26 protein-coding genes and 1 pseudogene are annotated in these 19,836 nt (G+C 69.5%); 11 read left to right on the top strand and 16 right to left on the bottom strand.

Annotated features, from left to right (window positions below; translation table 11 throughout):
• Window positions 1-92: 92 nt before the first annotated feature.
• Window positions 93-689 (top strand): dTDP-4-dehydrorhamnose 3,5-epimerase family protein, encoded by a 597-nt coding sequence (locus FG385_RS24225; RefSeq protein WP_139099077.1) that lies wholly within the window; start codon window positions 93-95, stop codon window positions 687-689.
• A gap of 21 nt (window positions 690-710) precedes the next feature.
• Here FG385_RS24225 and FG385_RS24230 read toward each other — a convergent pair whose 3' ends face one another.
• Window positions 711-1,220 carry a hotdog fold domain-containing protein gene (locus FG385_RS24230; protein WP_139099078.1) on the bottom strand — a complete coding sequence of 170 codons (510 nt, stop codon included), beginning with the start codon at window positions 1,218-1,220 and terminating at the stop codon, window positions 711-713.
• Between the two features lie 58 nt (window positions 1,221-1,278).
• Between FG385_RS24230 and FG385_RS24235 the strand changes: the two genes are divergently transcribed.
• A complete protein-coding gene (locus tag FG385_RS24235) occupies window positions 1,279-1,860 on the top strand; it encodes a histidine phosphatase family protein (protein WP_139099107.1) in 582 nt (193 codons plus the stop codon).
• A 12-nt stretch (window positions 1,861-1,872) separates the two neighbouring features.
• A complete protein-coding gene (locus tag FG385_RS24240) occupies window positions 1,873-2,349 on the top strand; it encodes a GNAT family N-acetyltransferase (protein WP_139099079.1) in 477 nt (158 codons plus the stop codon).
• 39 nt (window positions 2,350-2,388) lie between these two features.
• Here the strand turns inward: FG385_RS24240 and FG385_RS24245 are convergent, their stop codons facing one another.
• Entirely contained in the window at window positions 2,389-2,865 is a 477-nt protein-coding gene (locus tag FG385_RS24245; RefSeq protein WP_139099080.1) for a hypothetical protein, read from the bottom strand.
• A gap of 259 nt (window positions 2,866-3,124) precedes the next feature.
• Between FG385_RS24245 and FG385_RS24250 the strand changes: the two genes are divergently transcribed.
• Both FG385_RS24250 and FG385_RS24255 read left to right on the top strand, forming a co-directional pair.
• Window positions 3,125-4,042: a diacylglycerol/lipid kinase family protein gene (locus FG385_RS24250; protein WP_139099081.1), complete on the top strand. Its 918-nt coding sequence runs from the start codon at window positions 3,125-3,127 to the stop codon at window positions 4,040-4,042.
• Between the two features lie 274 nt (window positions 4,043-4,316).
• On the top strand, window positions 4,317-4,562 hold the full coding sequence (locus FG385_RS24255; protein ID WP_139099082.1) for a WhiB family transcriptional regulator: 246 nt from the start codon (window positions 4,317-4,319) through the stop codon (window positions 4,560-4,562).
• A 174-nt stretch (window positions 4,563-4,736) separates the two neighbouring features.
• On the opposite strand, the gene FG385_RS24260 is transcribed toward FG385_RS24255, so the two are convergent.
• The gene (locus tag FG385_RS24260; protein WP_139099083.1) at window positions 4,737-6,242 is read right to left on the bottom strand and encodes a sensor histidine kinase; all 1,506 of its coding nucleotides are present in this window, start codon (window positions 6,240-6,242) and stop codon (window positions 4,737-4,739) included.
• 91 nt (window positions 6,243-6,333) lie between these two features.
• Here FG385_RS24260 and FG385_RS35695 point away from each other — a divergent pair, with 91 nt between their 5' ends.
• Window positions 6,334-6,408 (top strand): 50S ribosomal protein bL37, encoded by a 75-nt coding sequence (locus tag FG385_RS35695; RefSeq protein WP_098515123.1) that lies wholly within the window; start codon window positions 6,334-6,336, stop codon window positions 6,406-6,408.
• A gap of 158 nt (window positions 6,409-6,566) precedes the next feature.
• On the opposite strand, the gene rsrA is transcribed toward FG385_RS35695, so the two are convergent.
• Together rsrA and FG385_RS24270 are read right to left on the bottom strand one after the other, a co-directional pair.
• Entirely contained in the window at window positions 6,567-6,878 is a 312-nt protein-coding gene (rsrA, locus tag FG385_RS24265) for a mycothiol system anti-sigma-R factor (protein WP_139099084.1), read from the bottom strand.
• Window positions 6,875-7,507, bottom strand: coding sequence for a sigma-70 family RNA polymerase sigma factor (locus FG385_RS24270; protein ID WP_139099085.1), 633 nt, complete (start codon window positions 7,505-7,507; stop codon window positions 6,875-6,877). The genes rsrA and FG385_RS24270 overlap by 4 nt, the downstream gene beginning before the upstream one ends.
• Before the next feature lie 193 nt (window positions 7,508-7,700).
• Here FG385_RS24270 and ybaK point away from each other — a divergent pair, with 193 nt between their 5' ends.
• A complete protein-coding gene (ybaK, locus tag FG385_RS24275) occupies window positions 7,701-8,177 on the top strand; it encodes a Cys-tRNA(Pro) deacylase (protein WP_139099086.1) in 477 nt (158 codons plus the stop codon).
• On the opposite strand, the gene FG385_RS24280 is transcribed toward ybaK, so the two are convergent.
• The 6 genes from FG385_RS24280 to FG385_RS24305 form a co-directional block, all read right to left on the bottom strand.
• Window positions 8,174-8,896 carry a hypothetical protein gene (locus FG385_RS24280; RefSeq protein ID WP_327436858.1) on the bottom strand — a complete coding sequence of 241 codons (723 nt, stop codon included), beginning with the start codon at window positions 8,894-8,896 and terminating at the stop codon, window positions 8,174-8,176. The genes ybaK and FG385_RS24280 overlap by 4 nt on opposite strands.
• Window positions 8,827-9,954 (bottom strand): hypothetical protein, encoded by a 1,128-nt coding sequence (locus FG385_RS24285; protein ID WP_139099087.1) that lies wholly within the window; start codon window positions 9,952-9,954, stop codon window positions 8,827-8,829. Before FG385_RS24285 ends, FG385_RS24280 begins: the two co-directional genes overlap by 70 nt.
• Window positions 9,955-9,959: 5 nt before the next feature.
• Window positions 9,960-10,289, bottom strand: coding sequence for a hypothetical protein (locus FG385_RS24290; protein WP_139099088.1), 330 nt, complete (start codon window positions 10,287-10,289; stop codon window positions 9,960-9,962).
• A 24-nt stretch (window positions 10,290-10,313) separates the two neighbouring features.
• Window positions 10,314-10,811 (bottom strand): YbaB/EbfC family nucleoid-associated protein, encoded by a 498-nt coding sequence (locus FG385_RS24295; RefSeq protein WP_139099089.1) that lies wholly within the window; start codon window positions 10,809-10,811, stop codon window positions 10,314-10,316.
• A gap of 96 nt (window positions 10,812-10,907) precedes the next feature.
• A complete protein-coding gene (locus tag FG385_RS24300; protein WP_139099090.1) occupies window positions 10,908-11,516 on the bottom strand; it encodes an alpha/beta hydrolase family protein in 609 nt (202 codons plus the stop codon).
• A complete protein-coding gene (locus FG385_RS24305; RefSeq protein ID WP_139099091.1) occupies window positions 11,513-12,268 on the bottom strand; it encodes an SOS response-associated peptidase in 756 nt (251 codons plus the stop codon). The genes FG385_RS24300 and FG385_RS24305 overlap by 4 nt, the downstream gene beginning before the upstream one ends.
• 94 nt (window positions 12,269-12,362) lie before the next feature.
• On the opposite strand from FG385_RS24305, the gene rsgA reads away from it, so the two are divergent.
• Window positions 12,363-13,352: a ribosome small subunit-dependent GTPase A gene (rsgA, locus tag FG385_RS24310; protein ID WP_139099092.1), complete on the top strand. Its 990-nt coding sequence runs from the start codon at window positions 12,363-12,365 to the stop codon at window positions 13,350-13,352.
• Between the two features lie 26 nt (window positions 13,353-13,378).
• Window positions 13,379-14,203 carry a LolA-like protein gene (locus FG385_RS24315; protein ID WP_139099093.1) on the top strand — a complete coding sequence of 275 codons (825 nt, stop codon included), beginning with the start codon at window positions 13,379-13,381 and terminating at the stop codon, window positions 14,201-14,203.
• A 13-nt stretch (window positions 14,204-14,216) separates the two neighbouring features.
• Here FG385_RS24315 and pruA read toward each other — a convergent pair whose 3' ends face one another.
• The 3 genes from pruA to FG385_RS24330 are packed head-to-tail and all read right to left on the bottom strand — an operon-like array spanning window position 14,217 to window position 17,755.
• Entirely contained in the window at window positions 14,217-15,845 is a 1,629-nt protein-coding gene (pruA, locus tag FG385_RS24320) for an L-glutamate gamma-semialdehyde dehydrogenase (RefSeq protein ID WP_139099094.1), read from the bottom strand.
• 9 nt (window positions 15,846-15,854) lie between these two features.
• Complete coding sequence (locus FG385_RS24325; RefSeq protein WP_139099095.1) at window positions 15,855-16,346, bottom strand: DUF6912 family protein; 492 nt, start codon at window positions 16,344-16,346, stop codon at window positions 15,855-15,857.
• The gene (locus FG385_RS24330; RefSeq protein WP_139099096.1) at window positions 16,343-17,755 is read right to left on the bottom strand and encodes a WS/DGAT/MGAT family O-acyltransferase; all 1,413 of its coding nucleotides are present in this window, start codon (window positions 17,753-17,755) and stop codon (window positions 16,343-16,345) included. Before FG385_RS24330 ends, FG385_RS24325 begins: the two co-directional genes overlap by 4 nt.
• A gap of 87 nt (window positions 17,756-17,842) precedes the next feature.
• Here FG385_RS24330 and FG385_RS24335 point away from each other — a divergent pair, with 87 nt between their 5' ends.
• Window positions 17,843-18,598 (top strand): TrmH family RNA methyltransferase, encoded by a 756-nt coding sequence (locus tag FG385_RS24335; protein ID WP_235022763.1) that lies wholly within the window; start codon window positions 17,843-17,845, stop codon window positions 18,596-18,598.
• Here the strand turns inward: FG385_RS24335 and FG385_RS24340 are convergent.
• Window positions 18,576-18,959 (bottom strand): HAD family hydrolase, encoded by a 384-nt coding sequence (locus tag FG385_RS24340; protein ID WP_139099098.1) that lies wholly within the window; start codon window positions 18,957-18,959, stop codon window positions 18,576-18,578. The two genes, FG385_RS24335 and FG385_RS24340, sit on opposite strands and share 23 nt — an antisense overlap.
• A gap of 106 nt (window positions 18,960-19,065) precedes the next feature.
• Here FG385_RS24340 and FG385_RS24345 point away from each other — a divergent pair, with 106 nt between their 5' ends.
• Entirely contained in the window at window positions 19,066-19,488 is a 423-nt protein-coding gene (locus tag FG385_RS24345) for an Rv3235 family protein (RefSeq protein WP_139099099.1), read from the top strand.
• Window positions 19,489-19,530: 42 nt separating this feature from the next.
• Here FG385_RS24345 and FG385_RS24350 read toward each other — a convergent pair.
• Window positions 19,531-19,836 (bottom strand): annotated as a pseudogene (locus FG385_RS24350) (preprotein translocase subunit SecA); the annotation flags it as partial.

The following is a 19,836-nucleotide window of genomic DNA, read 5'->3' on the forward strand; positions in this document are numbered from 1 at the left end:
CGCAGGTGCGCCGGATGTCACAAAAAACACTGGTCAAGCGGGTATAACAAGACGTCCGTCCGGCTTGCGAGCGGAATGGCTATGGTTTTTCCATGAAGGTTCGCGAGTTGGCCGTGCGGGACGCCTACGAATTCACCCCCCAGCAGTTCCCCGATCACCGCGGCCTGTTCGTCGCCCCGTTCCAGGAGCCCGCGCTCATCGAAGCGATCGGGCACCCCATGCGGCTGGCCCAGACCAACCACAGCATCTCCCGCCGCGGCACGATCCGCGGCGTGCACTTCGCGGACATCCCGCCGGGCCAGGCGAAATACGTGTACTGCCCGAGCGGCGCACTGCTGGACGTGATCGTCGACCTGCGCGTCGGCTCGCCGACGTTCGGCCAGTGGGACGCCGTACGGCTGGACGCGGTCGAGTTCCGCGCGGTGTACGTCGCCGAGGGGCTAGGTCACGCGTTCGTCGCGCTCGAGGACGGCACGGCCATGTCGTACCTGTGCTCGACGGGCTACCACCCGGCAGGCGAGCACGGCATCACCCCGCTCGATCCCGAACTGGCCCTGCCCTGGCCCGCCGGCCTCGAGCCGATCCTGTCCGAAAAGGACACCGCAGCGCCGACGCTCGCCGAAGCGCGCGCGGCCGGTCTCCTGCCGGACTACGAGGCCTGCCGCGCGCATTACGCGTCGCTCAGGTGAGATCTTCGCTCGATGTCGCGCTCAGCCGGCGCGGTGATGGTGCTTGGGCACCACGGCCGACGTTGGCGAGGGCTTCCGCGTGACCCAGATGGTGATCGTCGCCGTCACGACCGCCTTCCCCCACTTGTCGAAGATCGTCACCGGCACGGGCAGGTCGAAACCCTCGTCGCCGAACTCGGGAAGCTCCGGCACTTCGGCGACCGCACGCAGGCTCGTCTCCGCCCTGGCCAGGTAGGCGACGGTCATCCCCTTCGGCAGCCAGCGATGGGTGCCGGGCACGGTCGCTTCGGCGAGCATGCCCATCGCGATCTCCGCGAGGTTGCAGGCCGCGATCGCGTGAAAGGTCCCGATGTGGTTATGCACACCCCACCACTTCGGGGCGGTCACCTCGCTGTAGCCGGGCCGCAGCTCCCGCACGGCCGGCAGCACCGTCAGGAAATACGGCGCACGCAGGCAAACCGCGGCGGAGAACAGCCGCTTACCACCGGGCAACCCGGCGAGTCTCGACCACATGGCGAAGGTCTGGCTCATGACACGCTCCCTTGTTACTCACGAGTAGCAAAGCAGCATGGTTGCTATGTTCGCAACCGTGGACCACGAGCTCTTCCTCCTCCGGCACGGCCAGACCGAGTGGTCGGTGAACGGTCGCCACACCGGGCGTACGGACATCCCGCTGACCCCGGCAGGGGAGAGCCAGGCGAGGGCGGCCGGGCTGACGCTGGGCACCCTGCGCAAGGGCCCGGCGCTGGTGCTGACCAGCCCGCGGCGGCGCGCGGTCCGCACGGCGGAACTCGCCGGGCTGGTGATCGACGAGACCACCGAGGACCTCGCCGAATGGGACTACGGCGAGTACGAAGGCGTCACCACCTCGTGGATCCGCGAATCGGTACCCGGCTGGACGGTGTGGACCGGGCCGATCCCCGGCGGGGAAAGCAGTGCCGACGTCGCGGCGCGGGCCGATAAGCTTCTCGACCGGGTGCGTGCCGCGCTCGCCGAGACCGAGGTCATACTCGTGGGGCACGGGCATTTCGGCCGGGTGCTGGTGGCCCGCTGGCTGGGCCTGCCCGCCACCGCGGGAGTCCACTTCGGACTCGATCCGGCCGGGGTGTCGGTGCTGGGCGAAGAGCGGGGCGAACCCAAGATCGAGCACCTGAACATCCCGCCGTCGTAGGGAAGGTCCGCCTTGGCCGAGATCCGCCGCGTCAAAGAGTCCGATGTAGACACGCTCGTGCAGCTGGTGCACGATCTCGCCGCCTACGAGAAGGCGCCCGCGGAATGCCGGCTCGACGGCGCGAAGCTGCGAACGGCGCTGTTCGGCGAGACGCCCGCGGTGTTCGCCCACGTCGCCGAGCAGGACGGGGAGATCGTCGGGTTCGCGATGTGGTTCCTCAACTTCTCCACCTGGCGCGGGGTGCACGGCATCTACCTCGAAGACCTGTACGTACGTCCCGAGATGCGCGGGTCGGGGCTGGGCAAGACCCTGCTGGCGACGCTCGCCCGCGAATGCGTCGAGAACGGCTACCAGCGGCTCGAGTGGTCCGTGCTGGACTGGAACCCCGCGACGGGCTTCTACCGTTCGCTGGGCGCGATCCCGATGGACGAGTGGACCGTCTACCGCCTCACCGACACCGCCCTCGACAACCTGGCCCGCACCCCCTAACCCGAGATCTACATCCAAGACGCCGAGTTCGACACCGACCTAGTCCTTCCGCTGGTCCCGCTCGGCGTGGCGACCCTCGAGGCCGCCACGCTCGGCGGCCTCCTCCTCGGTCTCGCCCGGCCGCTGGCCGAGCGCCCACGCCCGCGACCGCTGCCGGAACAGCAGTACGAGGATCACCAAGCCGACCAGGATGACCGGCACCCCCGGTCCCGGCTGCCCGGACGGCGCGGCCAGGTACCAGCCGACGCCGACGGTGATCAACGCGGTCACGACCCCTGGCGACCGTGCCCACGTGTGCCCCATCGCGAGCCCGGCGGCGCAGCCGAGCACCGCGAGCGCGAACAGGACGTAGAAGCCGGCCTCCGCGAGGACGTTGTTACGCGGGGCATCGGAGGCTCCCGCCGACGTGAGCAGCACGACGGCGAACACGAGCAGGCCCAGGCCGGGCAGCACGGCGAGGAACCCGGCGAGCCGGACCTCACGTGGCGCGGGGGCGATCTTGTCTGCGATCGACACGGAAAAACGCCTTCCACCTGCGGCCGTGACCTTCTGTGAGCACTTTCGATGGTAAGCCACCCGGTCGGCCGTTTTCGAACCGCGGCCGGTCGGGTCAAGATCTGTATGTCGTCGGCGAGCGGGCGGTCGTCCCGGGTGCACTTGTCACGACGAGCGGTACGGCGTGAACGATGGGAGGTCCACCGGCACTCGGATCTGTTCCCGTGACTTGGCACTCCGCACCCCGCCTGGACGGCGGCGGTTGACCTACCCTGCGGTTGTGCGCGCGATTCTCCTCGTCAACCCTCAGGCGACGTCCACCACGGCCGGTGGCCGGGACGTGCTGGCCCACGCGCTGGCGAGCCAGGTGAAGCTCGAGGTGGTCGAGACCGACTACCGCGGGCACGCACTCGCGATCGCGCGGGGTGCCGCCAGGGAGGGCATCGACCTGGTTGTCGCGCATGGCGGAGACGGGACCGTGAACGAGGTCGTCAACGGCCTGCTCGCGGACGGTCCGGGCGGCGGCGTCCCCGCGCTCGGCGTCGTTCCGGGCGGTTCGGCGAACGTGTTCGCGCGTGCCCTGGGCATTTCACGGGATCCGGTCGAAGCCACGCATCAACTGCTGCGGGCCATCGAGGGCGGTGAGAGCCGTTCCGTGGGCCTCGGCAAGGCCGACGAGCGCTGGTTCACCTTCAATGCCGGCCTCGGCTGGGACGCCGACGTCGTCGCGACCGTCGCCGACCGTCGCGGCAAGCAGACGAACGCCGTGCTGTACATGCGCTCGGCGGTCACTTGCTACTTCAACCCTCCGCGCGGCCGGGAACCGCTCACGGTGCACCTGCCCGGCCAGGATCCGGTCGAGGTCAGCACCGCGTTCGTGTCGAACACCGACCCGTGGAGCTATGTGGGCACGCGCCCCGTGCATCTGAACACCGGGACCTCGTTCGACACCGGTCTGGGCCTGTTCGCGCTGCGGCGCCTGCGGCTGGCGACCGTCTACCGGCACGTGCGGCAGGCACTGCGCGACGAAGCGAAGCATCGCGGCCGGAACCTGGTGCGGCACGATGATCTGGCAGAACTGCGCGTGACGGCTTCGCACCCGGTAAACTTCCAGGTGGACGGGGATCCGGTAGGGCAGCGAACCGGCGTCGAATTCGTCAGTGTCCCACACGCTTTGACCGTTCTGACCGGCGGGTGAGGGCCCAGACGGGTGATCGTGCGCGGCAAAGTGCAACTTGCCGCTCGTCGACGCAGAGGGTCCGTTCAGCGCACAATCCTTCCGCTTCGATGGCCGTTTCGGAGAGAAACCGCAGGTCAGCACGGTCGCCCGACCAGGTGAGCTGACTCACCGATCTCGAGAAAACCCTTGTCGAAAGCGGTGGTTCGTGAAAGCATTCACAAGCACCCAAAAACACGACCGCCATGACGACTGTGGCGCATCACACTGCGCCCGTTAGAAGGAGCTCACAGACATGGACTGGCGCCACGACGCGGCCTGCCGAGACGAGGACCCGGAGCTGTTCTTCCCGGTTGGGAACAGTGGTCCCGCTCTGCTGCAGGTCGCCGAGGCGAAGGCCGTTTGCCACCGCTGCACCGTTGCCTCCGACTGCCTCTCCTGGGCCCTTGCCAGCGGGCAGGACGCCGGCGTGTGGGGCGGAATGAGCGAAGACGAGCGTCGCGCCCTCAAGCGTCGCCGCGCGCACATCGGCATCCGGTAGGGAGAGACCCGAGCCGGGGCGAGCTGTGTCCGCGGAAAGCGCGGACCAGGCTCGCTCTCTTGATTGCATCTGGGGGCCGAGCCCCCAGACCCCCACGGTGCGAGCATCTCGCCCTGGGCGGGCGCTGGGCACGTTGATCGTGGGCCAGCGCCCGTTTTTTGTTGGCCTCTTAGGCTACAACCGGCGGCTTAGGGGGATTCGTAGGGCGGCTTCGGTGCCGTGCTGGTCGGAGTCCCTGACCCGGCGTAACGACAGCGAGCCCCGCAACTCCGACTCGACCAGCGTCCGGACGATCTGCAGGCCCAGGCCGTCCGCCCGCTCCAGCGAGAACCCCGACGGAAGCCCCCGCCCGTTGTCGCGAATCACGATGTCCAGCCAGCGCGCCGAGCGGGACACCGCGATCTCCACCCAGCCGGGCCGACCGGTCGGGAAAGCGTGCTCCACGGCGTTCTGCACAAGCTCGGTCAGCACCAGCACCAGCGGTGTCGCGATCTCCGCGACGACCACGCCGAACGAGCCGGAGCGCCGGATGCTCACCCGCGACTCGGCTGTCGCGACCTCGCCCACCATCGGCAGCACCTTGTCCAGCAACTGATCGAGATCGACCCGCTCGTCCACCGACACCGACAGCGCCTCGTGCACCATCGCGATCGACGCGACCCGGCGCACCGACTCGGTCAGCGCCAGCCTCGCCTCGTCGCTCGCCGTCCGCCGCGACTGCAGCCGCAGCAACGCGGCCACCGTCTGCAGGTTGTTCTTGACCCGGTGGTGGATCTCCCGGATCGTCGCGTCCTTCGACAGCAGCGCCCGGTCCCGCCGCTTCACCTCGGTCACGTCCCGCACCAGCACCAGCGCACCCGCCGGCTGCCCGTGCGGCCGCAGCGGCAGCGCGCGGAACAGCACGACCGCCCCGCGCCGCGAGTCGGCCTCCGTACGGCTGCCCGGCTTGCCGTCCAGCGCGTCGAGAATCCGGTGCGCGACCTCCGTCGCGTCGAATGGGTCACGGATCAGCGAGCGGGTCACCGGGGCCAGCCGGGTGCCGACCAGATCGGCCTCGTGCCCCATCCGGTGGTACGCCGACAACCCGTTCGGGCTCGCGAACACCACGTTGCCGCTCGCGTCCAGCCTGATCAGACCGTCACCGACGCGCGGGCTGGTGTGCACGTCGCTCTGCGAGTCCGCGCTCGGGAACGTACCGTCCGCGATCATCTGGCACAGGTCGCCCGCGCTGCCGAGATACGCGACCTCGAGCGGGCTCGGCACCCGCGGGGCGGCGAGGTTGGTCTCACGGCTGAGCACCGCGATGACGTTCCCGGCGAAGGTCACCGGCACCGCCTCCCGCCGCATCGGCAGATCGCGATACCAGTGCGGGTCCTCCTCACGGCAGATGCGGACCTCGCGCATCGCGCGGGCCAGTTGCGGATGCTCCCCGGCGGCGAACCGGGTGCCGACGACGTCCTCGGGATGCGCTGTCGGGGCGGTGGTCGGGCGGGCCTGCGCGACGCAGACGAAGTCACCGCCCTGAGCGTTCAACTCCGGCGAGACCGGCACCCACAGCAGGAAGTCCGCGAACGACAGGTCCGCGAGCAGCTGCCATTCGGCCACCACCGCCTGGAGATGGTCGGCCGCCTCACCTGGCAGGCCCGTGTTCTCGGCCAGCAGGTCGGAGAGTGTGGACATCGCATCCATACAACCAGAACTGACCGGGTCGGCACAGGCCGGGCGGCACCTGCGACACTGGACAACGCCAAGCAACACCCGAGGAGCGGATATGTCGAAGCGTGCCCGTAAGCGTCGCGACCGGAAGAAGAACGGCGCGAACCACGGCAAGAAGCCGAACGCCTGAGCATCAGGTACGCAGGAGGCCCCGGCGCCCGCCGGGGCCTCCTTTGCTGATCCGACCAAAAGCAAGCAGACCCCGAGCAGCACGTAACCGTTGCTGCACAAGGCAGATAGCCGTGACTGTGGTCGGATTAGCAACGACCGGCACAGCGTGTCCGGGGTTCAGTCCCGTTCGACGTGGACCTCGGTGCGCTCGACCGTCACGCGGCCGCGGATGTCCACGGTCTGGCGGATCGAGGCCCGCAGCTTCTGCCTCAGCTCCGCCGGGGCCAGGTCGCCCCCGCACTTGCGGTGCAGCAACTGCTTGATCGCCTCGTCGATGCCGTACTCCTCAAGGCACGGCGGGCAGTCCTCGATATGCCGCCTGAGCTCCTCGTCCCGCTCCGGGCTGCACTCGCGGTCAAGGAGAAGGTAGATCTCGGCGAGCGCTTCCTCACAGCGGACCTTGTCCTTCCCGGACTCCGGCGAGCTCATCGCGCCACCTCCTGCTGAGCGCTCCTGATGAAGCCGCGGTCACGCGCGACGTCGGCCAGCAGACTCCGCAGCTGCGCACGGCCGCGGTGCAGCCGGGACATCACTGTGCCGATCGGAGTGTCCATGATCTCGGCGATTTCCTTGTAGGCGAATCCCTCGACATCGGCAAGGTACACCGCGAGCCGGAACTCCTCGGGCAACTGCTGCAGCGCCTGCTTCACGTCGCTGTCGGGCAGCCTGTCCATCGCCTCGACCTCGGCCGAACGCAGGCCGCTCGAGGTGTGGCTCTCCGCCTGGGCGATCTGCCAGTCGGTGATCTCCTCCGTGGGCTGCTGCACCGGCTGGCGCTGGCGCTTGCGGTAGCCGTTGATGTACGTGTTGGTCAGGATGCGGTACATCCAGGCCTTGAGATTCGTGCCTTCCTTGAAGGAACTGAACGCCCCGTACGCCTTGAGATAGGTCTCCTGCACCAGGTCCTCGGCGTCCGCCGGATTGCGGGTCATCCGCATGGCGGCCGAGTAGAGCTGGTCCAGCAACGGCATCGCGTCCCGTTCGAAACGCTCAGCGCGTTCGGCCGCCTGCTCCTGCTCGGCGGCCGCGGGTGTCGCTTCGTTCGGCGTGCTCGGCAAACCTTTCCCTTCCCCGTGCGCGTAAGACAGCTTCGAGGATACGCGGGCAGGCTTTGCCTGGCCGCGTGCGGCGCCTTGACCAGGACGTGTGAGGTTCTGCACCCTGCCGCTGGGACGAGCGAGATCGGTCATCACGCAGCTATAAACGTGAATCCGCGGGTCGTCATTCCCGATCGATTAAGCTGTGATCACGATGGCAGGCAAGGGAACTCCGGCGACCGCCGTGCTGGCGAAACAGCAGGTCGCACACACACTGCACACCTACCAGCACGATCCGAAGCACGAGTCGTACGGGCTCGAAGCGGCCGAGGCGCTGGGCGTCGAGCCCGCACGCGTGTTCAAGACACTCGTCGCGGACATCGACGGCAAGCTGACCGTCGGCGTCGTCCCGGTCACCGGTCAGCTGGACCTCAAGGCGCTGGCCGCGGCGGTCGGCGGCAAGCGCGCGAAGATGGCCGACGCCGCGGCCGCGCAGCGCGCCACGGGGTACGTCCTCGGCGGTATCTCGCCGCTGGGGCAGCGCAGCCGCCTGCCGGTCGTGATCGACTCGTCCGCGGAGGGTTTCGGCACGGTCTTCTGCTCGGGTGGCCGCCGCGGACTCGAGATGGAACTCGCGCCGGCCGACCTCGTGCGGCTCACGAACGCGACGGTGGCCACGATCGCCGGTTAGCGAAGGCTCTCGACATACTGTCGCAGGTGCTGGGCCTCGGTGCGGCCGTGCAGCGGGAACTTGAAGCTCGACCCGTCCGGCCAGGTGATGGTGCGCGTGCCGAGGCCGACGTCCGGGGCCTGCGGTTTTCGCGCCTGCCAGATGATCTGCGGCTGGGGCGCGTCAGCCGGGTCGACGGAGGTCGATCCGGTGTCCACGACCGCGACAGACGACGGCGAGCACACCAGCCACGGCCCCTTCGCCGGCCGGAGCCTGTCGACCAGGTCGAGCGCCATCGCGTTCGCCGGGCCCATCACATGGAATTCCCGCCGGGCACGGCCTGACCGGCCGCCACCCGCGTGGTTCGACAGGTAGAAGACGTACGCTGCCGCGACGCCGATGCCACGCAGGATGTTCCAGAAGAACCGCCGGACGAGGCGCTTGCCCTTGACTGTGCCGTCCAGGCGCCGGCCGGGCACGTCGAATCGCAGGTCGTCACCGAGGCGCAACGCGACGACCGGCTCGCGCCATTGGCTTCGCATCGTTTCCTCGACCCGTTCCCGGAACCCGGGGCGCACGAGGATCCTGTCCCGTTCGGCTTCGAGCCGCTCTTCGTTGGCGAAGATCTTCTCCGCCGCCCGCCGCCGGGCCCTGGCCGGCGCCTGCGCCGCTAGATGTCGAGGTTCTTGCGGGTCTCCTCCGGGCTGCGATCCCCACCGATCTCGCTCTTGTCGAACCACGGCTCGTCTCCTTCAGGAGTGACGGCTTCCTTGCCTTCGGCGAAGGCGCCTTTACCGGCGCCGATACCGGCCTTGACGCCCGCGCCGGCGATCAGCGGGCTGGCACCGACGGAGGTGCCGAACATCGAGGTGAGCACGCGGTTGCTCGGCTGGAAGCCCTGCGCCGCCGCACCGATCCCGAACTTGGTTTCCCCTGGCAGCACGCCGACCCGCAGTTTCCTGGTGAACACCTCCAGCTTGCCGCTGTAGCGGACCAGGAACTCCATGAACTTGTCGAGCAGCTTGCCGAACTTGCCGAGATAGCGGGTGACCTTCTGCAGCACGCTGGCGGCCTTGGCGATGGACGCGGTCATCGCGGCGGCGACCGAACCACCGAAGCTGATCACCGACGAGGCCAGCGCGGGCAGCCAGATGGTGATCAGCCACGAGACCAGTTCGGTGATGATCCCCTTGATCACCTCTTCGATGACCACCATGACCATCGACCACATCTGCAGCACCTCGGCCACCGAACCAGCCGCCGAACCGAGCCCGCGGATGCCGGACGAGAAGTCGCCGAGCGCTTCCTTCGCGGCCTTGCCGGCGTCGTCCACCCACTCGGCCAGCGCGGTGTCGCCGGTCTTCTCGAAGTCCTCGGCGAGCGCGACGAAGCCCTGCCCGATCGTGACGAAGTTCTCCGAGGCGTGCCCGATCGCCGGCCCGTCGCCGGTGACCTGGTGCAACGCGTCCTGCAGCGGCTGGACGAGTTCGAGCAGCATGTTGAGCCCGTGGCTGACCAGCCAGCCGATCGGGTCCATCGCGAAGGTGACCATGTCCCCCGCGGCGGCGCCGACGAACGCCGCCCCGTCGCCGACCAGCGCGGCGCCCGCGGACGCCAGCTCACCGGGGTTGTCCGCCTCGGCCGCCTGCTGGGCGTGCGACGCGATCGACTTGCCGGACTTGTAGATCGTGCCGGCGACCGGCACGTACCCCGCGGCGCGGTCGAGGTTCGCGCCCGTGCTCTCGTCGTACCCCTCGACGTTGAGCGTTTCCGCGATGCTCTTCTTTTCCCCGGCCATGAGCCTTACTCCCCCACCGCGTCGATCTCGGCCTGGTACCTGCCGAAGGTGATCTTCCCGGCGTCCTCCATACCCTGGTACATCTCCGAAGCCTTGGTCAGCTTGGTCACGAACCCGTCCACGCCGTCCTTCAGATCGGTCAGCAGCGACCGCAGCTCACCGAGCCGGTCGGCATAGCCCTGTTTGGCGAAGATGCCGACGACGCCCCACGCTTCGTCGGTCACGTCGGCGGCGTCGATCAGACCACCGAACTTGTCCGCTTCCTGCTCGTAGAACGGGAGTTGCCGGGAGTACCCGGCGATCGCGTCGATGTTGGTCTGTATTGCCTCGGACATGCGGGCACCCCTCGGTCGGATCGGTCAGCGGCGGAGGATGTTCTGGTCGAAGTAGTCGTCGTCGTCCGGCGGGCCGGGCCGGCGCTTGCGCGGCTGTGCTTGCGGTGCCGGCGCTTGTGGTGTCGACGCAGGCTCCTCCGCCGCGGTTCCGAACGCCTCGGCCTGAGCCTCGCGAACCTGGTCCGAAAGGTTGACGCCGAACGCGTCACCGAACGTGGTGTCGACGATCCCGGCCTGTTGCTGGACGGCCCCAGCAACGGCCTGGCGCAGGGTCTTCATGATCGTCGCGGCCAACTGGTCGGAGCCGAGGCGGACGGCGCCCGGGGCGAGCCGGATACCGGTGACCGTCCCGCCCGCGCCCGCGACGACGGTGACCGTGCCGTCCGGAGAGGTCACCGAGTTCTCGACCTGCGCGATCCGCTCCTGCATGTCGCCGACCCCGGCGAAGCTGGCCTCGGCCTGGCGCACCTTGGCCTGGAAGTTCTCGAACTGGGCGATCAGCTGGTCCATGTGTGCGGACATCGCGTCTCCCTTTACGCAGGATCAGGTCAGATGTCCGGATTGTGCCAGGTGCACGCCCGCCTTGTTCGCTTTACCCGAAAAATCACAAAACCGTCGCTAGTCGAGCGGGCGCAGCACGCGGACCAGCCACTCCGAGGTGATCCGCGACAGCGCTTCGAGGTCCTTGTCCAGGGCATGCGTGCCCGGGATGACGACGACCTCGTGATGCGGGCCCGGTTTCGGACGGCCGAACGGGTCGGTCTCGCCCTGGACCACGAGCGCCGGCACCTCGACGGCGTCCAGCTCCGACTGCCGTGACTTCTCCGGCCTGCCCGGCGGATGTTCGGGAAAGGCCAGGCACAGCACGGCGACCGCCTGCCCGGCGCCGGCCGTCCGGCAGGCGACCCGCGCACCCGAAGACCGGCCGCCGAACACCTGCGGCATCCCGTCGAACCGCTCGCTCAGCTCCTCCGCGACCGCGAGCCACGCCGCGTCGAGCTGCTTCGCCGGAGCCGGGGCGCGACGGCCCGCGACCCGGTACGGCTGCTCGATCAGGGCTACGTCCACCCCGGCGGCCTGCGCGGCCCGCGTCACCGCGACGAGGTCCTTCGCCCCGAACCCGCCGGCGGCGCCGTGCCCGAGCAGCAGCAGGGCCTCGCCCTCCTCGGCGCAGTGCAGTTCGGCACGGGCCGGGCCGTGCGGCGTGGGAATCTCGATCCGGGTCATTTCGGGACTTGGAACAGGGCGTCATCGAGGTCGGCCGCACCGGCCTCGACGCGCTCGATCAGCTCGGGCCCGTTGTTGCGGACGTTGTTGACGCGGTCGGAGATCGGGCGCAGCTCCAGCGTGTCGATCAGCTCGCGCGGCGGGGTCAGCAGCTCGCCGACCTCGTCGCGGTCGGGGTCGAGCCAGTTCGCCCAGCTGTCCTTCGCCATCAGCAGCGGCATCCGGTCGTGGATGTCGGTGAGCCGGCCGATCGCGTCGGTGGTGATGATCGAGAACGTGATGAGCGGCTCGGCGTCGGGCTCGTTCTTGTCGCGCCAGCTCTCCCAGATCCCGGCGAACGCCAGGTCCTCGCCGGTCATGAAGAACGGCTCCTTCTTGCCGTCGGTCTTGCGCCATTCGTACCAGCCGTCGGCCGGTACCAGGCAGCGCCGCTTGGCCAGTGCCCTCTTGAACGCCGGCTTCCCGGTCGCCGTCTCGGCCCTCGTGTTGATCATGCGGTTGCCGACCGACGGGTCCTTCGCCCAGAACGGCACGAGCCCCCAGCGCATGACACGAAGGCTGCGCACGGCCGGCTCGTCGTCGAGCACGATGCCCTCGGCGTCGCGCGGATGCCGCTGCACGACGGTGACCACGTTCTTGGTCGGCGCGACGTTGTAGTCGGCGTCGCGGGCCTTGCCGTCCGTCTCGTCCACCGCGTCGAACTCCTTGACCAGATCAGCGGGATTCTTGGTCGAGGCGTAGCGGCCGCACATGTCGCCTGCTCCTTCATGCCGGTGCTGAAGAATCCATCGTGACACACATCAGGGATCATCGTGGGCGGACATATCCGGCGAGGAGGAGCACGGTTTGGCGGGCAGGGACTGGCGCAGGCTCGACGAGAGCGACGTCCGGGTGCGCCCCGGACGTGGTTCACGCCCCCGCAGCAAGCGCCGCCCCGAGCACGCCGACGCCGTCGCGGCGATGGTCGTCGCCGTCGACCGTGGCCGCTGGACCTGCGCGATGGGCGGTGACCCGGCGCGCGAGGTGACCGCGATGCGGGCCCGTGAACTGGGCCGCACGCCGGTCGTGGTGGGCGATCAGGTGGGCCTGGTCGGCGACGTCAGCGGCAAGCCGGACACGCTCGCGCGGATCGTTCGCGTCGAGGAGCGCACGAGCGTGCTGCGCCGCACGGCCGACGACACGGATCCCTACGAACGAGTCGTCGTGGCCAATGCCGAGCAGTTGCTGATCGTCACCGCGCTGGCGGATCCGCCGCCCCGCACCGGGTTCATCGACCGGTGCCTCGTCGCGTGCTTCGCCGGCGGGCTGCGGCCGGTGCTGTGCCTGACCAAGGCCGATCTCGCGAGTCCCGACGAGTTGCTCGCCCGCTACGCCGACCTCGACGTGCCCGCACTCGTGACGAGGCACGACGAGGACTCGCTGCCGCTGGCGGACACCGTGCGCGGCCGGGTCTCCGCGCTGGTTGGCCACTCCGGTGTCGGCAAGTCGACACTGGTGAACAGGCTGGTCCCCGACGCCGAACTGGCCACCGGCGAGGTGAGCGCCGTCGGCAAGGGGCGGCACACCTCGGTCGCGGCGGTCGCGCTGCCGCTGCCCGACGGCGGCTGGGTGATCGACACCCCCGGAGTGCGGTCCTTCGGGCTCGCGCACATCACGGCCGACGACATCGTGTCCGCCTTCCCGGAGTTCGCCGAAGCGGCCGAGGAATGCCCGCCGGGCTGCGGCCATCTCGGGCCGCCCGAGGATCCCGACTGCATGCTCGACGAGGTTCCGGAGGCGCGCCGGTTGCGATCTTTGCGTCGTTTGCTGGGATCACGTGCCGGTCTGGAAACATAGCGAGCACTTCACGCGATTGGGGGATCATGAGAACAAGACAGGTCTTCGCTGTCGGTGCGCTCGCGCTGGCGCTCACGCTCACCGGCTGCGGGGCACGCCCGATTTCCGGGACACCGACCGCGGATCCGCAGGTGTTCGGCAACGCGCAGGAACTCGTCCGCGCCGCGACGAACCAGACCGCCAAGGCCAAGTCCGCGAAGTTCGCCATGGAGATCGCCTTCGGCAACCAGGCGATGAACGGCCAGGGTGAGGGGCGGTTCGACGGGGAAAACTCCGCCATGCAGCTGTCGATGACGGTCGGCCCGGTCGACGAAGTGCTGCGGTACGTGGACAAGACGATGTACCTGCAGGTGCCCGAGCAGTACCGGGCGCAGATGACCGGCGGCAAGCCATGGGGGAAGGTGCCGCAGGACAGCGCGATCGCCCAGCGGATGGGCACCGCCCAGGCCCAGCAGAACGACCCAAGCAAGGTGCTCCAGCAGATCCAGGAAGCCGGCACGATCACGCGCAGCGCTCACGAGACGCTCGACGCCCAGCCGGTGACCCACTACTGGATCGACGTCGACCTGATCAAGGCGCTCGACACGTTCACCGATACCGGGCTGTCGCAGGATGAGCTGCGCAAGCTCGCCGGGAAACAGCTGATCGTTCCGGTCGAGCTGTGGCTGAACCAGGACCAGCTTCCGGTGCGGATCACCGAGGACATGAGCCCGCTGCTCAAGGCCTCCAGCGAGGCACCCGCCGGGATGCAGAGCATGAAGATCACCGTGAAATACACCGACTGGGGTGTCCCGGTCGACGTGCAGGCCCCGCCCGCCGACCAGGTCGGCGAGCTCAAGCTGCCCAACTGACGACCGGCGTCGGCTACCCCATATGCGGGTAGCCGACGCCGGTCGGCGCGTCGAAGGTCTCCTTGATCGAGCGCGGGCTCGTCCAGCGCAGCAGGTTGAACATCGAACCCGCCTTGTCGTTGGTGCCCGACGCCCGTGAGCCGCCGAACGGCTGCTGGCTCACGATCGAGCCGGTCGGCTTGTCGTTGACGTAGAAATTGCCCGCGGTGAACCGCAGCGCCTGGTGCGCCTGCTGGATGGCCGCGCGGTCTTCGGCGAACACCGCGCCGGTGAGCGCGTACGGCGAGACGCTGTCCGCCTGTTCGAGGATCGCCGGGTACTCGGCGTCCTCGTAGACGTGCACGGCGAGGATCGGTCCGAAGTATTCGATCGAGAACACGTCGTGCCCCGGGTCGTCGGAGACCAGCACGGTGGGTTCGACGAAATAGCCGATCGAGTCGTCGCAGTGCCCGCCGACGAGGGTGCGCAGCGCCGGATCGGAGTCCACGGTGGACAGCAGTTTCCGGTGCTTGGCGAAGGCACGCGCGTCGATGACCGCGCCGCCGAACAGCGAGAAGTCGGTGATATCACCGTATTTCACGGTCCGCGTCAGGTCCGCCAGCTCGTCTCGCAGCCCGCCCTCCCACAGTGAACGCGGGAGGTACGCGCGCGAAGCCGCCGAACATTTCTGGCCCTGGTACTCGAAAGCACCGCGCACGAGTGCGGCGACGAGCTTGTCCGTGCGGGCCGAGGAATGGGCGATGAGGAAGTCCTTGCCGCCGGTCTCCCCGACGATCCGCGGGTAGCTGCGGTACGCGTCGAGGTTCTCCGCGATCCGCCGCCACAGCAGCTTGAACGTCGCGGTCGAGCCGGTGAAGTGCAGTCCGGCGAACCCCGGGTCGGCCAGCGCGACCTGGCTCACCGCATGACCGTCGCCGGTCACCTGGTTGAGCACCCCGGGCGGCAGGCCGGCCTCCTCGAAGGCGAGCATCGTGTAGTGCGCGGCCAGCTGTTGCGTCGGCGTCGGCTTCCACACCACGGTGTTGCCCATGATGGCGGGGGCGCTCGGCAGGTTGCCGGCGATCGCGGTGAAGTTGAACGGGGTGATCGCGACGACGAACCCGTCCAGCGGCCGGTAGTCCATCCGGTTCCAGCTGCCCGGCGCCGAGTTCGGCTGCTCGGCGAGGATCCGGCGCGCGTAGTGCACGTTGAACCGGAGGAAGTCGATCAGCTCGCAGGCCGCGTCGATCTCCGCCTGCTGCACGGATTTCGACTGCCCCAGCATGGTCGCGGCGTTGAGCGTGTCGCGGTACTTGCCGGCCATCAGATCCGCGGCCCGCAGGAAGACCGCGACCCGCTCGTCGAACGGCAGCTCCCGCCACCCCGGCGCGGCGGCCTTCGCGGCTTCGACCGCGTCCGCCACGTCCTCCGGCGTCGCCTGCGCGGACGCCCCGAGCACATGCCCGTGGTCATGGGGCTGGACGACGTCGAACGAGTCTCCCCCGGCGAGCCTTCTGCGGCCGCCGATCGTCTGCGGCAGCTCGTGTTTCTCGGCTTCGAGCTCCGCGAGCCGCCGCAGCAGCGACTCGCGTTCCAGCGTCCCGGGCGCGTAGGTGAGGACCGGTTCGTTGCGCGGGCTGGGCACGTTCGTGACGGCGTCCATCAGAGACTCCTAGAGCAACTCCAAGAGAAAAGGCAGCTCCTGCGGTGCATACCAAGCCAGGTCGTGATCCTCGGCCTCGCCGAGGGTGAACTCCGCGTCGAGGTCGCCGAGGTCCGCGGCGTCGATCACGGCCGCCGCCGCGCGGACGGCTTTCTCGGCTTCTTCGGTGTCCACATGTACGGCCGCGACCTCGTCGAGCACGATCGGCCCGGACAGCTTCACCACGGCCGCGTCCAGATCGGGCCGGATGGTGGCGTTCCCGACGTCGACCGAGATCACCACCCGGCGGGGCAGCTCCTTCTCCTCGTCACCGAGCAGCCGCAGCGACGCGCGAGCCGCGTCGAGCATCGCGGCGTACTCGAGCTCCTCGGTGTCACCGCTGACATAGGACTCGCGCAGCGCCGGGGTGAGCGCGAACCCGGTGCCGCCGGGCGGCTGCAGCTTGCCCTCGGACACGAGCTTGCGCAGCATCCCGATCGTCGCCGGTAGATAGACCCTCACCAGTGCGTCCCCTTCAGTTCGTCCAGCGAATCCTCGACCATCGCGGCCAGGTTCCCCACGTCGGACACGGCCTTGCGGTCCCCGTTCAGTCCGAAGTAGACATTCCCGTGGTAGGACGTTACCCCGATGGCCAGTGCCTGGTTGCGCGCCAGCGGGATCACCGGGTACATCTCCGCCAGCCTCGCCATCCCCGCATACAGCGGCTGCTGCGGACCCGGTGAGTTGGTGATCACCAGGTTGAAGATCCGGCCGGAGAACGACCCGGCGGCCCGCGCCGCCAGCGAATGCATCGTCGCCGGCGCGAACCCGCCCACCTTCAGCATGGCACGCGCCGCGACCGAGCGGCTGGAGTCGGTGTAGACGCGCATCGCGTGGCTGATATGCCGCAGCCGCAGCACCGGGTTCGGCTCGCCGACCGGCAGATCCAGCAGGTGGGCCTCGACCTGGTTGTTCACCAGCCCGGCGGTGAAGAACTCGACCGTGTCCGGTTCGAGCACGGCCATCGGTACTAGCGCGCGCAGGGTGGCGCTCGCGTGGAGGCTCTCGCCGCGTGAGAGCAGCCACTCGCGGAGCGCGCCGGTGAGCACGGTCAGGACGATGTCGTTGACTGTGCCGCCGAGCTGCGCGCGGATCCAGCGATAGTTCTCGAGGCGGGTGCGCACGGCGGCGAACACGCGCCCACCGCTGACCGGCCTGTTCAACGGCCCGGACGGGGCGGGACGCGTGATCGTGCGCAGCGCGGAGACGAGCCCGCCGACCGTGCCGGAGAGCTTGTCCGCGGCTGCGGCGGCGTCCCCGGCGGCGGTCCGGATGTTCTCCACCAGCTCGCCCGGCCGCTGCACCGTGTCGCTCACCGCGTCGAGGACCAGTTGCGCGTTGGACGGCATCCGGCGGGGCGCCCAGGTGTCGGCGTGGTCGTACGGTTCACACGGCTGCGGTGCCGTGTCGAGGATCAGCTGGCCGAGCTCGACCGTGCCGATCCCGTCCACCACCGCCTGGTGCGTCTTCGTGACGAGCGCGACCCGGTCGCCGGCGAGGGCTTCGACGAAGTACGCCTCCCAGAGCGGGCGCCCGTGATCCATCGGCCGCGCCATCAGCTGGGCGACCAGGTCGAACAGCTGCTCGTCGCTGCCCGGAGACGGCAGCGCGGAGCGGCGCACGTGGTAGTTGAGGTCGAAGTCGACGTCGTCGACCCAGACCGGCCGGGCGATACGCCCCGGCACCGGGAGCACGCGCTGCCGGTAGCGCGGCAGGTAGCCCAGCCGCTGGCGCACCAGGCACAGGAGCTGCTCGTAGTCGAACCCGTCGCGGGGGCGCTCGAACACCGCGACACCGCCCACATGCATCGGGGTCACGGCGTCCTCCAGGTAGAGGAACGACGCGTCGAGCGCCGAGAGCCGGTCGGGCATAAAGTCAATGTAGCGGCGCGAAGCGCCTCCGTTGAGGGCGGTGGAGGGAGAGGGGCTGGCGCTGGCACAGGCTGCTGTACTTGGGGCGTGCACGAAACTCAGGTATCTCCGAAGGACCGTTTTCTCACCGTCTACGGCCGCAAGCCGGTGCTCGAAGCGCTGGGCGATGCGGGGCTGCGGGTCGACAAGGTGATCCTGGCGGACACGGCGCGAGCCCCCGAAATCGAGCAGGCCGCGCGCAGGGCCGGTGTTCCGGTGCACCGCGCAAGCGCGCATCGTGTGAAGGTACTGGCCGGCAACGGGAAGCAGGACCAGGGTGTGCTCGCGGACGTCGTCGCGCCCCGGATGCGGCCGCTGTCGGCCGCGCTGGCGAGCGCGCCGCTGCCCACCCGGGTCATCCTGCTCGACGGGATCACCACGCCCGCGAACGTCGGCATGATCCTCCGCACCGCCACGGCGGCCGGGATCGGCGGCGTCGTCGTGCCACGGCGCGGGGTCGCGGCGCTGGACCCGCTGGTGGTGAAGGCCTCGGCCGGGGTCGCGTTCCGCGCACCGGTCCTGCGCTGCGCGACGGCCGCGGAGGCGGCGGGGATGCTGTCCGACACCGGGTACCGGCTGTACGGGCTGAGCGCGTCGGGCGGGGAACCGCTGTTCTCCGCCGAGCTGCCCGAGCGGGCGGCCTTCGTGCTGGGCGGCGAGACGGCGGGGGTGTCGGACGAGGTCAAGCACCTGCTGACCGGGCGGTTGTCGATCCCGATGCCCGGGGCCGTCGAGTCGCTGAACGTGTCGGCCGCCGCGGCGGTGCTGTGCTTCGACCTCGTCAGGCGGGAAACAACGCGCTGAGCTCGACGAGCGTCGCCTCGATGGAGGTGTGGTGCACCCCGGTCATGCCGGCGGCCACGGCTCCGTCGACGTTCCCGCGCGAGTCGTCGATGAAGACGCAGGCGGCGGCGGGCAGGCGCAGCCGCTCAGCGGTGATCAGGTAGACCTGCCGGGACGGCTTCGCGAAGCCGACCTCGCCGGAGAAGACAAGTGCGTCGAACCAGCGGGCCAACCGGGCCTTGGCCTGGCTGCCGCCCGTGGCGTTGGACAGCAGGGCGGTCCGGATACCGCGGTCGCGCAGCCCGCCGATCGCCGCGTACAAGGCGTCGGCGTCGGGGTCGGTGAGCACCCCGGCGTAGTCGATCACGAGCCCCCTGAGCATGCGTCCGACCATAGTCGTCACCGGTTCGGGTTCCATCGGGCCGAACGATTCGGACTTCCCCCTCATAACGGTCGAATGATCCGAACTTCCTGGGGGAGGCGAGCGGGTGTTGACACCGCTGACCTGGTACGAGCCATATCGCGAGCTGGGCCGTCTGCTGTCTGGAGGCAGGCGGCCGCCGGCGCGGCCGAGAAATCGGCGGTCGGGCCCGGACGGCCCGCCGCTGCCGCTGGCGCACGTCCGTTCCGTGGTGAACGCGCTGCTGGAGGTCCGCACCGGGCGCAGGTCGGTGACGCATGTGCAGGGCTGGACGGGCCTCCGGCTGCAGGCGCAACTGGTCGTCCAGCCCCCGCTGCGAATCGCGCGGCCGCAGTTGAGGGGCATCCGAGGCTGCGTCGTGCCGCCTTCGTCCTACGAAGTGGCGGCGACGGTGGCGACCGCAACGCGCGTGTACGCGGTGGCGGCCCGCTTCGACCTGCTTGACGACACGTGGCGTTGCACGGTGTTCGACGTGATCGCCCCGCGGTGAAAGTAAGGGGGCCCGCCGTTCGCGGCGGGCCCCTCACACGACTCAGTGGCCGCTCTTCTTGGACTTCTTCGCTTCGGCACGGGCAGCCGCACGGCGCTCGCGGCGGGTGCCGCCCGCTGCGGAACCACCACCGGCCGACTGCTTCTTCGTGCCAGCGCCGCTGCGCTGCACGCCGCCCTGCTCGGCCGGCCCGGAGAAGGTGAGCCCGCTCTGCCCGTTGCCCTCGCCGAGCCCCTTGCCGCGCAACGCCGACGGCACCGGCTCCGCCTCGGGTTGCGGCGGGGCCGGGCGCGCATGGCGCCCCGGCTCGGCCACGGGCGCGGCCTGGCCCGCGGCGGGGACCGCGGC

It is taken from the genome of Amycolatopsis alkalitolerans (assembly GCF_006152065.1).
Taxonomy (GTDB): Bacteria; Actinomycetota; Actinomycetes; order Mycobacteriales; family Pseudonocardiaceae; genus Amycolatopsis_E; species Amycolatopsis_E alkalitolerans.